Genomic DNA, 13,133 nt, shown 5'->3' with positions numbered 1-13,133 from the left:
TTTTTTGTTGTGATGCGTAGATTCCGTAGCGCCGGGCTCTGCCCGGCTGCCGTTCGCGCGGACCGCCCCAGCCGGGCAGAGCCCGGCGCTACGTGATTCGGACGGCCGGGCAGAGCCCGGCGCTACGTGGCTGGTGGTGTGCCGCCGGGCATGCGTTATGCGCGGGCCATGGCCATCAGTCGTTCGGCGATGCGTTCCAGCGGCACCATTTCTTCAGTGGCACCGAGCTTGTAGGCCGCGCCGGGCATGCCCCAGACCACGCTGGTGGCTTCGTCCTGCACGAGGGTGGGGGCGCCGGCGTTGCGCAGTTCCAGCAGGCCGCGTGCGCCGTCGTCGCCCATGCCGGTGAGGATCGCGCCGATCGCGTTGGCGCCGGCGCTTTCGGCCACCGAACGGAACAGCACGTCCACCGCCGGCTTGTGCCGGTTCACGGCCGGGCCGTCGTCGACGCGGCAGCGCCAGCGCGCACCGTCGCGGATGATCCGCAAGTGCTTGCCGCCGGGCGGGAGGTAGGCGTGGCCAGGCAGTACCGCTTCACCGTCGCTGGCTTCGCGCACGGACATCGCCGAATGGCGGTCCAGGCGTTCGGCGAACGGGGTGCTGAAGGTGGCGGGCAAGTGCTGGGTCATCACCACTGCCGGCGCGTCGGCCGGCATGCCTTCCAGCACCACGCGCAGGGCTTCGGTGCCACCGGCCGAGGCGCCGATGGCGATCAGGCGGTCGGTGGTGCGGAACTGGATCGCGCGCGGCGTGGCGGCCGGGGCCACCGCGTCCAGGGTGATGCGCGGAGCGCTGGGGCGGGCGAGGGTACGCACGCGGGAGCGCGCGGCCATCTTGACCTTGCCGATGATCTCTTCGGCATAGGCCTGCAGCCCGCGGGCGACGTCAAATTTCGGCTTGGACACGAAATCCACCGCGCCCAGCGCCAGCGCCTGCAGGGTGGTGTCGGCGCCACGCTCGGTCAGCGAGGAGATCATCACCACCGGCAACGGGTGCAGCCGCATCAGGTTTTCCAGGAACGCCAGGCCGTCCATGCGCGGCATTTCGACGTCCAGGGTAATCACGTCCGGGGCCAGGCGCTTGATCTTCTCGCGGGCCAGCAACGGGTCGGCGGCGGTGCCGACCACCTCGATATCGCGGTCGCTGGCGAGGATTTCGCTGAGCATCTGCCGTACCACGGCGGAGTCGTCGACGATCAGCACGCGACAGGGGCCGGTCTGGGTCATTCGAATAGCTCCACGCCACCGGTGACCGGGGCCTTGGACAGGCGGGCGCGCACGGCCGATTCGGTGGCGGCCACTTCGGCTTCATGGGCATGCGGCAGGCGCTGCACGACCACCCGGCCGGTATCGGCGAAGAACCACACCTTGCGCGGATGGATGCCGCACAGGTCCTCGGCCAGCACCGGGATGTGCTCGGCCTGCAGGTACTGGCGCACGAACTCGGCGTTACGCGTGCCCACCGGGTTGCTGGTGAAGCCCTTCAACACGTTGGCGCCGCCGAAGACCTTGGCTTCCAGGCGCTTGCGGTGTGCGCCGCGCTTGAGCAGGTCGTTGATCAGCAGTTCCATGGCATAGCTGCCATAGCGGGCGGGCGCGCCGTCGCCGACGTTTCCCTCGGGCAGCAGGAAGTGGTTCATCCCGCCGATCTTCAGCACCGGGTCGCGCAGGCAGGCGGCCACGCACGAACCTAGCGTGGTGGTCAGTGCGGTGTCGTCGTCCACCACCAGGTACTGGGTGGGCAACAACTTGGCGGCCGTTACCTTGAAGCGGCTGTCGAAGTAGCGCATCACATCGTCATTGCGGATCACGGCGTTCATACCGGGGCTCCGGGGGCGCGTTTGTACAACGTGCGCCCGCACGGCTGGATCAGGTCGGCGGCGTGCAGGTAGTTCTCCGAGTGGCCGGTGTAGAGCAAGCCGTCATCGCCCATGTGCTGGATCAGCCGCGACAGGATGCCGCGCTGGGTGGGCTTGTCGAAATAGATCATCACGTTGCGGCAGAACAACGCATCGAACGGGCCGCCGACGTCGTAGCGGCTGCTGAGCAGGTTGAGCGGGCGGAAGTCGATCAGGTCGCGCAGGGCCGGGTTGACCCGGCAGCTGCCTTCGTTGGGACCGCTGCCGCGCTGGAAATAGCGCTTCTTGATCGCCGGGTCGAGTCCGGACACCCGGTCGATGGCGTACACACCGCGGCTGGCGGTGGCCAGGACCTGGGTGTCCACGTCGGTGGCGAGGATCCGTACCGGCGGCTTGAGCGTGCCGAAGGCTTCGCAGGCGGTGATGGCCATGGAGTAAGGCTCCTCGCCGGTGGAGGCCGCGCACGACCACAGCTGCAGGGTGCCGTGGCCGGACCGCGCGCGCAGTTCGGTGTCGAGCTTTTCGAAGTGGTGCGGTTCGCGGAAGAACGCGGTGAGGTTGGTGGTCAGTGCGTTGGTGAACGCCTGCCATTCGTCGCCACCGTCGCGTTCGAGCTGATCCAGGTAGTCGTGGAAGTTGCGCAGGCCCAGCGCCCGCAGGCGCCGCGACAGGCGGCCGTAGACCATGTCGCGCTTGGCCGGTGCCAGCGAGATGCCGACACGCTGGTAGATCAGGTCGCAGACGCGGCGGAAATCACGATCGGCGAACTCGAATTCGCGGCCGTTCTGGGCGGTGGTGGCAGGGGCAGAAGGCGTGGACACGGGCGGACTCGAAGGAGGGTGGGGAGGCGGCGGCCGGGTGGCCGCCGCGAAGGCTCAGAACTCTTGCCAGTTGCCGTCGTCCGGCGTGGTGCGCGGCGCACGCGGGGCGGGTGCGGCACGTACCGGGCTGGGCGCGGCCGGACGGGCGGCAGGCCGTGCCGGGGCGGGCACCACCACGCGCGCGGTGACCGCGCTGACGGCGGCGGCCACGTGGTTGTCCAGGCGGAAGATGGCCACGGCGTCGGACAGCTGGCCGGCCTGTTCTTCCATCGCACGCGCTGCGGCGGTGGCTTCCTCGACCAGTGCGGCGTTCTGCTGGGTGGTCTCGTCCATCTGCACCACGGTCTGGTTGACCTGGTCGATGCCGGCCGACTGTTCCTGCGAGGCAGCGGAGATCTCGGCCATGATGTCGGTCACGCGCTGCACCGAGGCGACGATCTCGCCCATGGTGGTGCCGGCCTTGCGCACCAGCGCCGAGCCGTCGGCCACGCTGGCCACCGAGTCGTCGATCAGGCCCTTGATCTCCTTGGCCGCACCGGCCGAGCGCTGGGCCAGGGTGCGCACTTCGGAGGCGACCACGGCGAAGCCGCGGCCCTGTTCGCCGGCACGCGCGGCTTCCACGGCCGCGTTCAGTGCCAGGATGTTGGTCTGGAAGGCGATGCCGTCGATGACCGAGATGATCTCGGCGATGCGCTTGGAGCTGGCTTCGATCGCGCTCATCGTGGTGACCACCTGGCCGACCACCTCGCCACCCTGGCTGGCCACGCCGTGCGCGCCGATGGCCAGCTGGTTGGCCTGGCGGGCGTGTTCGGCGTTCTGGCGCACGGTGGAGGTCAGCTCCTCCATCGAGGCCGCGGTTTCTTCCAGGTTGGCGGCCTGCTGTTCGGTACGGCGCGACAGGTCGCTGTTGCCGCTGGCGATCTCGCCAGCGGCTTGGTTGATGCTGCCCGCCGCGGTCTGGATCTGGCCGACGATCTGGGTCAGCTGGGAGACGGTGGCGTTGGCATCGTCGCGCATGCTGGCGAACACGCCCTGGAAGTCGCCGTGCATGCGCACGGTGAGGTCGCCTTCGGCGATGCCCGAGAGCAGCTGCGAGAGCTTGCCCAGGTTGTCGTCGCTGACCTGCATCATCGCGTTGAGGTTGGCGATCATTAGGCGGAAGTCGTGGTCGAAGCGGGCGGTGTCGCCGCGCTGGCTGAAGTCACCGGCCGCCGCCGCCGCGCCCAGTCGCTTGATCTCGGCATTGATGCTGGCCAGGTTCTGCTTGACCGAATCGACGGTGTCGGTGATGGCTGCCTTCTCGCCGGGGTAGCGCGCGATCTCGGCGGACAGGTCGCCCACCGCGTAGCGCTGCACCACCTGCAGGACGTTCTGCATGGTCTGCACGTGCGCGCCGACCAGGGTGTTGGTTTCATGCACCATCAGCCCGTACTCGCCGGGGAAGGCGCTTTCGTCCATGCGGAAGCTGGTCTGGCCGGCGTCGTGGCGGCTGGCCATGTCGCGCTGGCCGCTGATCACCGCGTGCAGCTGCTGCTGCATGCGCGCCATGCTTTCCAGCAGGCGGCCCGGTTCGTCGTGGGCCTGGGCACCGATGCGGCTGTCGAGCTTGCCGGCGGCGATGCTCTCGGCCACCTGGGTGGCCTGGCGCAGCGGCAGGGTGATGCGGTTGCCGATCAGCCAGCTCAGGGCCAGCACGATCAGCACCATGGCGCCGCCGCTGGCGGTCATGATGGCGGTGAACACCAGCGCCTGGCGCTGTACGTCTTCCATGTACACGCCGCTGCTGATGACCCACTGCCAGGGCTTGTACAGGCCAGCGTAGGACGACTTGTCGTACAGGCCTTCGGCACCGGCCTTGGCCCACTTGTAGGAGACCACGCCGCCACCCTGGCGGGCGACCTGCACCAGGTCGTGGAACAGCTGCACGCCGTCCTCGGAGCGGAACGCCTGCATGTCCTTGCCGATCAGGTCCTTGCGGAACGGATGCATGAGCACACGGTACTGGGTGTCGTAGACGCTGTAGTAGTAGGCGTCGCTGTCGGCGCGCATGCGCGCGAGCGCTTCCAGTGCGGCAGCCTTGGCGGCCGGTTCGGTCAGCTCGCCGGTTTCGGCCAGGCGATGGTAGTGGTCCAGGATGCCGTAGGTGAGTTCGACCTGGATCTTCAGGCTGTCCTTGCGGGTATCGGTGAGGTCCAGGTACTGCATGCGCGCGGCGATCACGGCCAGGGCGATGACGCCGACGGCGATCAACGCGGTGAGCAGGTTGAGCTTGCGCCTGACGGACAGGTTGGAGAAGTACTGGTTCCAGCGGCTGATCAGATTCATGGGCAGGGCATCATCTTTGGTCGACGAACGTGTCGCGGCAATGCTGTTATCGGCCAAAGTCAGCGGCTATTGAGGGTGGGTGGCTGAGCGTATTCAGGTTGGGGTGGCTCTACCGTCCGGGGCCTTGTGCAGCCGACCAACGGTCGGCTCTACCCTTCGGGACCGTGTGCAGCCACCCATGGGGTGGCTCTACCGTCCGGGGCCGTGTGCAGCCGACCAACGGTCGGCTCTACCCTTCGGGGCCGCGTGCAGCCACCCATGGGGTGGCTCTACCGTGGTGGGCGCGGTCATGCGCCCTTGCCAACAAAAAGGCCCCGATGGGTATCGGGGCCTTTTGTGATGCGGGATTACAGGCTGCTGGTGCGCTTAGAACTCCTGCCAGTCGCCGTCGGCCAGTTCGGTGGCGACCGGGCGGGCTGCTGCGCGGCGGGCCGGGGCCGGGGCGGCGGCAACCGGGCGTGCGGCACGCGGGGCCGGGGTGGCCACGGCTACCGGCGGCAGCGCCACGTCATGCGCGTCGAGCTTGAAGATCGACACCGCGTCGCTGAGGTGGCCGGCCTGTTCTTCCATCGAGCGGGCGGCGGCGGTGGCTTCTTCCACCAGCGCGGCATTCTGCTGGGTGGTTTCGTCCATCTGCACCACGGTCTGGTTGACCTGCTCGATGCCGGCCGACTGTTCCTGCGAGGCTGCGGAAATCTCGGCCATGATGTCGGTCACGCGCTGCACCGAGGCGACGATCTCGCCCATGGTCGCGCCGGCCTTGTGCACCAGCGCCGAGCCGTCGTTGACCTTGCCGACCGAGTCGTCGATGAGGCCCTTGATTTCCTTGGCCGCACCGGCCGAACGCTGGGCCAGGGTGCGCACTTCGGAGGCGACCACGGCGAAGCCGCGGCCCTGTTCGCCGGCACGCGCCGCTTCCACGGCTGCGTTCAGCGCCAGGATGTTGGTCTGGAAGGCGATGCCGTCGATGACCGAGATGATCTCGGCGATCTTCTTGGACGAGGTCTGGATCGCGCTCATGGTGGTCACCACCTGGCCGACCACATCACCGCCCTGGCTGGCCACGCTGTGCGCGCCGATGGCCAGCTGGTTGGCCTGGCGGGCATGCTCGGCGTTCTGGCGCACGGTGGAGGTCAGTTCCTCCATCGAGGCCGCGGTTTCTTCCAGGTTGGCCGCCTGCTGCTCGGTGCGGCGCGACAGGTCGCTGTTGCCCGTGGCGATCTCGCTGGCCGCGGAGCTGATGGCCTGGCTGGAGTGCTTGATCTTGGTGACGATGCCGCTGAGCTGTTCGGCGGTGGCATTGGCGTCGTCGCGCATGGTGGCGAACACGCCCTGGAAATCACCGTGCATGCGCACCGTGAGATCACCCTGCGACAGCGCGGTGAGCAGGCCGGAGATCTGCTCGATGCTGGCCGCGTTGGCGTCCAGCAGGCCGTTGATCTGCTGGGCCAGCTGCAGGAAGAAGCCTTCCTTGCCGTCGGCGCGGATGCGGCCGGACAGGTCGCCGGCGGCGGCCTGAGCAATCACGCGGGCCACTTCGGCTTCGACCAGCGCTTCCGGCGTACGGTCGCGCCACTCGACCACGTGGCCGACGCTCTCGCCTTCTTCGTTGCGGATGGTGGAGACCACCTGGGCGAACTGCGCATCGCCGAACTGCATGGCGCGACGGGCCACGCCGTTGGCCTTGAGGTTGTTCAGCAGGGTGGCATCCATCTCGCCGCGGTGCTCGAGCACGGTCAGCGGACGGCCCACCAGCGAGGTATTGGCATCGAAATCGGGCAGGTGCTTGCGCAGCTCCTCCTGGTACTGGGACAGGCTCTGCTCGAGTGCGCGGTTGGCGTACACGATGTTGAGCTGGTTGTCGGTCAGGTACACGCCGGTGGAGCTGTAATCCAGCGCGGTGCGGATGCGCAGGTTCTCGCGGGCGATGGCCTGGTCGGTTTCGGTGCGCTCGCGCAGGTCGCGCTGCATGCGCTGCATGGCCTGCATCAGGTCGCCGACTTCATCCTTGCGGGTGACGTCGATATGGCCGTCAAGCTTGCCGCCGGCCACGTCATTGGCGACCGACACGGCGCCGCGCATGCTGCCAACCAGCGAGCGGGCAAACAGGTACACCAGCACCAGACCGAGTGCGGCACCGCCGAGCAGGGCGATGATGGTCAGGGTGGCCGAGGCGGCATAGGTCGATTCGGCCTCATCGCGCGAGGCGCGGGCCAGGCGGTTGTCTTCGGCGATCAGTGCTTCCAGCGCCGAGGAGGCTTTCAGGTGCTTGGTGCGGGTTTCGCCGACGAAGGTGTCCACGGCGTCATCGGGGAGATCCAGTTCCAGCATCTCGGTGACGGCATCGTAGGAGGCCAGCGAGTCTTTCCAATCCTTGGCGAAGGTGTCAAACAGCTTCTTCTGCTGGGGATTGTCGATCAATTCGGGGTATTTCTTGATGGACAGGTCGATCTTGCCGCGCAGTTCGGCGGCGCGCTTCTTGGCGTCGGCCTTGACGTCGTCGCTGGCGCGGATCAGGCCCTGGTAGGCCGAGTTGCGGTATTCGCCGACCATGCCGCGGATTTCACCGGCGGTGCGGATGCTCTCCATCCGGTGGCCAGCCAGTTCGGTGGTGACGTTGTTGAGCGAGTAAAGCCCGCGATACGCCACGATGCCCTGCAGCAGCATCACCAGCAGGAGGACACCGAAAGTCAGCATCAACTTCGGCATCAGTTTGAGGTTGTTGATCCAGGGCATGGGCGGTGCGATCTCCAGTGGCAAACGCGTCCGGGCGTCGTGCCCGGTTGCAGCGACCACGCCGGCCAGTGCCGGCGTGGCATGGCGTACGGCGGATTACTTGATGTTGGCGAGCTTGAGGCCGGCCGGCGAGCTGACTTCGATTTCAGCACGCGATGCGTCACGGGCGATCTTGCCGATCACGCACACGGTCTTGCCTTCCAGGCTTTCCAGCGGGAAGCTGAACTTGCCGCGGTTGGCGCCGGCGATGCGGGCCGAGAAGGTGTGGCGCGGGAACGCGCCGCCCATGTACAGGAAGGTCGGCTGGCCTTCGGAGCCTTCGGCGTAGCGGGCCTTTTCGACCTTGCCGCAGACCATGCCGTCCTTGCCGACCGAGCGCGGCGCCATTTCCGGCGGGATCATCTCGGCCGACTGGGCGAAGGCGGACGAGGCAGAGGAGGCGAGGACGGCAACCGAGAACAGCGCAAGCAGGGACTTCATCGGGAAGAATCTCCGGGGGAAATTGGACGAGTTGGCCCGGCCTTGGGCAGCCCTACACAGCCGGGTCCTGAAGCAGCTATCGGCCGTCGCGCAGGGAACTGAAGAACTTTTTTCACAACCCGGTCGAATCGACCGGGATGGGTGGGGCACGATCAGGCGGCGGCGTCTTCGACCTGGGCCGGCTGGCCCATGTCGGCGCTGTCCAGCAGGGTTTCGATATCCAGCAGGATCAGCATGCGATCGTCCTGGGTGCCGATGCCGGAGATGAAGCGGGTATCGACGGCGGCGCCAAACTCGGGGGTGGGGCGGATCTGGTCGGCGTTGAGCGGAATGACGTCGGAGACGCTGTCGACGACGATGCCGACGACGCGGTCTTCGACGTTGAGCACGATCATGACGGTGAAGGCGTCATACGTGGCCTTTTCCAGGCGCAGCTTGAGGCGCAGGTCGATGACCGGGACGATGGTGCCGCGCAGGTTGATGACACCCTTGATGTAATCGGGGGCATCGGGCACGCGGGTGACCGAGTCGTAGCCACGGATTTCCTGGACCTTGAGGATGTCCACGCCGTAGTGCTCGGCGCCGAGGGTGAAGCTGAGATACTCGCCACCGCTGCTGGCGGCGTTGGGGTTGCTGTCGTTCATGGAAGGAATCCTGGGTCGGGCGTGGCGGTAAGGAAAAACCGGGCGTCACGCTCAATATCGGCCTGGAGTCGGGCGACTTTAGACGGGGTGTGGTTGGCTGTTTTCAGCGATTCGCTGCTGATGGACGGCGGGCGGTGCCAGGCCCTGCCGGGACACGCCGTAAATCCCGCTCCGCGGTCCGGCCCAGCCGCTGGCGGCTGTGCGTTCAGTCGCATGCGAGGCAGTGCCTCGCAAGCAATGCGCCTTCACCCCTGGAGGCTCGTGGGCGCCATCCATGGCGCCCAACGGTCCCGGCAGGGCCTGGCACCGCCCGCCCCACAGGTTCCGTGATCGGTTGGATAAAGCCGCCAGTGGTGTGGAGGGGTAGTGCCGAGCGTTGCTCGGCACCTACACCCACCACTCAAGCGCTGCGTGCTTTTGATCTCAACGCGGCGAAAGGCATCTGTCTTGGGTTGGTACGGGTGGGTTGGCGGGACCGTTGGGCGCCATGGATGGCGCCCACGAGCCTCCAAGGATGGATTCACGGCGTGTCCCGCCAACCCACCCGTACCGACCCACTCCAACAGACCGAACCGCCGCAGTTGCAGTTGAAGATGACGTTGCTCCAACAAAAAAGCAGCCCGCCTAAATTTCCCCATTTTTGCGGGCGCTGCGCTGGCGGTCGATGCGGAAGATGTAGCGCTGGATCGCACTGTCGCCTCCACGCGGCAGCGAATCGAAACGCATCCCCACGCGCTTCATCTCCACCCCGTTGGGCAGCTTCACCGCCAACTGATTGCACACGATCAACGCGATCTGCAGCGGCCCGCCCTCCGGCATGTCCAGCCGTGCGTCATACCGCTTCTGCAGCGCGAACACATTGCAGTCTACCGGCACCGTCACCGCCAGCCCGCCGCCACTGATGTCCACCACCCGCAGACTCAACGCCTCGCTGCGATCCTCGTTGATCGGGAACAGCAACTGCGGAGAATCGGTGATCGGCGTCTCCAGACGGTACAGCTCGCGACGCTGCAGATGCACCAGCTCGCTCGGGAACGCCACCCGGAACGCCACATGGTGCGTACTCCCCACGCGCTCCAGATGGTCCAGCCGGAAACGTACCATCACCTTGTCCAGCTGCGCGAAGCACAACAGGTGCCCGGCCTCTTCCGCCGCCCGGTTCGCCGGCTCGGACGGACTGCCGTCCAGCAGCAGCATGTCCTCGTCTTCGTCCAGCTCCAGGATCGCCGTCGGGAACGACTGGTCCCGCCCGCCCAGATGCGCATTGATCAACGAGCGCTGGTCGATCAATGCCTGCAGCAATTGACGGATCTGCCGGGGATTGCGGACCAGGTAACGATCGTCCGCGCCGTCGTCGTGCGCGGCGTGGTCGTCGTCGTGTGCCTCAAAGCTGCCTTCGGACATGGATGCGTGCTGAATAGAGTGGGCGCCGCCGGCGGTTTTACCGGGGCTCTGTCCGTTTATCGGCAGCGGTTCACATTAATGTAGGGCCAATCCGTGTAGTTCAGCTCGGCCGCCCCAAACGCACGACACCCCGCCGAAGCGGGGTGCCGTGGACACGCATCACAGGGCAGGGCGGATCAGAACTCCTGCCAGTCGCCTTCGTTGGCCAGCACCGGCTCGCGCACCGCGGCACGGCGCACCGGCGCTGCCGCTGCACGCGCACGCGGGGCCGCAATGGCCGGGGCACGGCTGCTGGCCGCCGGCGCGCTCGCCATCGGGGCCGCCTGGCCGTCCAGCTTGAACAGTGCCACGGCGTCGGTCAGGTGGCCGGCCTGCTCTTCCATCGAACGGGCGGCGGCGGTGGCTTCTTCCACCAGCGCGGCGTTCTGCTGGGTCGTTTCGTCCATCTGGGTGATGGTCTGGTTGACCTGCTCGATGCCCGCCGACTGTTCCTGCGAAGCGGCGGAAATCTCGGCCATGATGTCGGTCACGCGCTGCACCGACGCCACGATCTCGCCCATGGTCTCGCCGGCCTGGTTGACCAGCGCCGAGCCTTCGGCAACCTTGCCCACCGACTCGTCGATCAGGCCCTTGATCTCCTTGGCCGCACTGGCCGAGCGCTGGGCCAGGGTGCGTACTTCGGAGGCCACCACGGCGAAGCCGCGGCCCTGTTCGCCCGCACGCGCCGCTTCCACCGCCGCATTCAGCGCCAGGATGTTGGTCTGGAAGGCGATGCCGTCGATCACGGTGATGATGTCGGCGATGCGGCGCGAGGAGGCGTCGATCTCGTGCATGGTGCTGACCACGCGGCCGACCACGTCGCCGCCCTGGCTGGCCACGCCGTGCGCGCCGATCGCCAGCTGGTTGGCCTGGCGGGCGTGTTCGGCGTTCTGACGCACGGTGGAGGTCAGTTCCTCCATCGAGGCGGCGGTTTCTTCCAGGTTGGCGGCCTGCTGCTCGGTACGGCGCGACAGGTCGTTGTTGCCCGAGGCGATTTCGCCGGCGGCGGTGCTGATGCTGGACGACGCGTGCTGGATGCGGCCCACGATCTGGGTCAGCTGGGCGACGGTGGTGTTGGCGTCGTCGCGCATGCTGGCGAACACGCCGTGGAACTGGCCCTGCATGCGTGCGGTGAGGTCGCCGTTGGCGATCGACTGCAGCAGGTGCGACAGCTGCGACAGGTTGCCGTCTGCCACTTCCATCATGGTGTTGAGGTGCTCGATCATCACCCGGAAATCGTGATCGAAGCGCAGCGCATCGCCACGCTGGGTGAAATCACCGGCCGCGGCGGCCTGGGCCAGCGACTGGATCTGGGTGTTGATGGCCAGCAGGCTGGCCTTGGCCGCGTCCATCGATTCGTGCAGGATCGCGCGGCTGCCGGGCAAGCGGCGGGCATTGGGCGACAGGTCACCGGCGGCGTACTGGTTCAGCACGGCGATGGCGTCCTTGATCGCATCCAGGTGGTCGAACACCACCGTGTTGGTGCCCACGGCCAGCTCACCGTACACGCCCGGGAAGTCGGTGGGCATGCGGTGCGAGATATCCGGGCCGGCATGCATCGCGGCCATCTGCCGGGTTTCTTCGGAATAGCGGCGCAGCATGCTGGTCATTTCGCCGGTGGCGGCCAGCATCTGCCCGGCCTCGTCGGCACTCGTGGCGCGGATGGTGACGCTCAGGTCGCCACGGGCCACCGACTTGATGGCATGCACGGCCTGGCCCAGCGGGCGGGTGATGATGCGCGAGATCATGAAGGCCAGGGCGGCGGCGACCAGCGACAGCAGCACCATGCAGCTGATGATGGCGATCACGCTGGTGCGGTGGGTGGCGTTGGCCGCGGCGATCTTGCTTGCCATCAGGCCGTTGCTGAACGCACCGAGCGCCTTGAGGTCGTCGAACAGCTGGCGACGGGCCGGGCGCGACTTCTCGTCGGACACCTGGCGGGCCAGCGCCCCATCACCGGCGGCGACGGCGGCGCGCAGTTCGACGTTGGCGGCGAAGTAGGCATCGGTGTCGGCGGACACCTTGGCGAACAGGGCACGCTCGCGCTCACCGGCCGGCAGTGCCGCGTAGGCAGCCAGTTCGTCGCGGACCACCTTGGCGGTTGTCTCCATGCGCTTGTTGTAGTCGGCCACCTTTTCGGGCTGGTCGAACATGCTCACCTGCGCCATTTCGTAGGTGCGGAATTCACCCAGTTGCGAGCGCACTTCGCCCAGATGCTGCACCGACGGAATATCGTTGCTGGCCATCGCGCCCAGTTCGGCGTTGGCGCCATTGAGGCGAACCAGCGCGAAGGCACCGAGGATGACGGTCATCAGGGTGGTGAGGGTGAAGCCCACGGCCAGTTTGCGGGCGATGGGCAGATCGTGGAACCACTTCATGGCAGGAACTCCGGGCAGGGCAGTGGCGCGCAGCCGTGGGGGCGCTGGGCGTGAGGTCGTGGCGAATGCGGGATGGGGCGAGGGGCGCGTGACGAAGAAGTCAACGCTCTCCCGAAATAGCGGCGACGCAACGCCGCAACTTGAGTGTTCGATGTCACATTTTTTCGCGGCATGCAGCCGCGCCTCACAAACCCGCATTGGTTGCATAAGCAAGCAACCGCAAGGCTTTCGATTCGCGGCTCAAGGAGGCGGCTCAGTACGCCAACGTATCGCCGCCGATCAAGATCACAGTTTCAAAAAGGGGCGCGTAACAGACAGGCCCGGCGGCAGCCGGACCACACACAGCACCCGGTAGTGCCGGCCGCTGGCCGGCAACCAGGAAACCCGCAGCAATCGGTAGTGCCGGCCGCTGGCCGGCAACCCCATGGACCCCAGCCGACAACGCGAG

At 67.1% G+C, this 13,133-nt stretch carries 9 protein-coding genes; all 9 read right to left on the bottom strand.

What is annotated here, in order from left to right:
- Positions 1 to 155 precede the first annotated feature (155 nt).
- The 9 genes from DX03_RS10485 to DX03_RS10445 all read right to left on the bottom strand — a co-directional run bounded on the left by DX03_RS10485 (position 156) and on the right by DX03_RS10445 (position 12,685).
- Positions 156 to 1,226 (bottom strand): protein-glutamate methylesterase/protein-glutamine glutaminase, encoded by a 1,071-nt coding sequence (locus tag DX03_RS10485; protein ID WP_038688537.1) that lies wholly within the window; start codon positions 1,224 to 1,226, stop codon positions 156 to 158.
- Complete coding sequence (gene cheD, locus DX03_RS10480) at positions 1,223 to 1,819, bottom strand: chemoreceptor glutamine deamidase CheD (protein WP_038688535.1); 597 nt, start codon at positions 1,817 to 1,819, stop codon at positions 1,223 to 1,225. The genes DX03_RS10485 and cheD overlap by 4 nt, the downstream gene beginning before the upstream one ends.
- The gene (locus tag DX03_RS10475) at positions 1,816 to 2,679 is read right to left on the bottom strand and encodes a CheR family methyltransferase (protein ID WP_038688533.1); all 864 of its coding nucleotides are present in this window, start codon (positions 2,677 to 2,679) and stop codon (positions 1,816 to 1,818) included. The genes cheD and DX03_RS10475 overlap by 4 nt, the downstream gene beginning before the upstream one ends.
- 54 nt (positions 2,680 to 2,733) lie before the next feature.
- Positions 2,734 to 5,004: a methyl-accepting chemotaxis protein gene (locus DX03_RS10470; RefSeq protein WP_038688531.1), complete on the bottom strand. Its 2,271-nt coding sequence runs from the start codon at positions 5,002 to 5,004 to the stop codon at positions 2,734 to 2,736.
- 366 nt (positions 5,005 to 5,370) lie between these two features.
- Complete coding sequence (locus DX03_RS10465; protein ID WP_038692235.1) at positions 5,371 to 7,740, bottom strand: methyl-accepting chemotaxis protein; 2,370 nt, start codon at positions 7,738 to 7,740, stop codon at positions 5,371 to 5,373.
- Positions 7,741 to 7,836: 96 nt separating this feature from the next.
- Entirely contained in the window at positions 7,837 to 8,220 is a 384-nt protein-coding gene (locus tag DX03_RS10460; protein ID WP_038688529.1) for a hypothetical protein, read from the bottom strand.
- Between the two features lie 152 nt (positions 8,221 to 8,372).
- Positions 8,373 to 8,864 carry a chemotaxis protein CheW gene (locus DX03_RS10455; protein WP_038688527.1) on the bottom strand — a complete coding sequence of 164 codons (492 nt, stop codon included), beginning with the start codon at positions 8,862 to 8,864 and terminating at the stop codon, positions 8,373 to 8,375.
- Positions 8,865 to 9,488: 624 nt separating this feature from the next.
- Positions 9,489 to 10,268, bottom strand: a complete 780-nt coding sequence (locus DX03_RS10450; RefSeq protein WP_038688526.1) for a flagellar brake protein — start codon at positions 10,266 to 10,268, stop codon at positions 9,489 to 9,491.
- Between the two features lie 176 nt (positions 10,269 to 10,444).
- Positions 10,445 to 12,685, bottom strand: a complete 2,241-nt coding sequence (locus DX03_RS10445) for a methyl-accepting chemotaxis protein (RefSeq protein WP_038688525.1) — start codon at positions 12,683 to 12,685, stop codon at positions 10,445 to 10,447.
- Positions 12,686 to 13,133: the final 448 nt, after the last annotated feature.

It is taken from the genome of Stenotrophomonas rhizophila (genome assembly GCF_000661955.1).
GTDB classification, from domain to species: Bacteria; Pseudomonadota; Gammaproteobacteria; order Xanthomonadales; family Xanthomonadaceae; genus Stenotrophomonas; species Stenotrophomonas rhizophila.
This window is presented reverse-complemented; position numbering and strand designations above follow the sequence as displayed.

Excerpts from the sequence above, each read along its gene's own strand:
- cheD (WP_038688535.1), bottom strand. The coding sequence starts at position 1,819 with ATGAACGCCGTGATCCGCAATGACGATGTGATGCGCTACTTCGACAGC.
- DX03_RS10445 (WP_038688525.1), bottom strand. The coding sequence starts at position 12,685 with ATGAAGTGGTTCCACGATCTGCCCATCGCCCGCAAACTGGCCGTGGGC.
- DX03_RS10485 (WP_038688537.1), bottom strand. The coding sequence starts at position 1,226 with ATGACCCAGACCGGCCCCTGTCGCGTGCTGATCGTCGACGACTCCGCC.
- DX03_RS10465 (WP_038692235.1), bottom strand. The coding sequence starts at position 7,740 with ATGCCCTGGATCAACAACCTCAAACTGATGCCGAAGTTGATGCTGACT.
- DX03_RS10470 (WP_038688531.1), bottom strand. The coding sequence starts at position 5,004 with ATGAATCTGATCAGCCGCTGGAACCAGTACTTCTCCAACCTGTCCGTC.
- DX03_RS10460 (WP_038688529.1), bottom strand. The coding sequence starts at position 8,220 with ATGAAGTCCCTGCTTGCGCTGTTCTCGGTTGCCGTCCTCGCCTCCTCT.
- DX03_RS10450 (WP_038688526.1), bottom strand. The coding sequence starts at position 10,268 with ATGTCCGAAGGCAGCTTTGAGGCACACGACGACGACCACGCCGCGCAC.
- DX03_RS10455 (WP_038688527.1), bottom strand. The coding sequence starts at position 8,864 with ATGAACGACAGCAACCCCAACGCCGCCAGCAGCGGTGGCGAGTATCTC.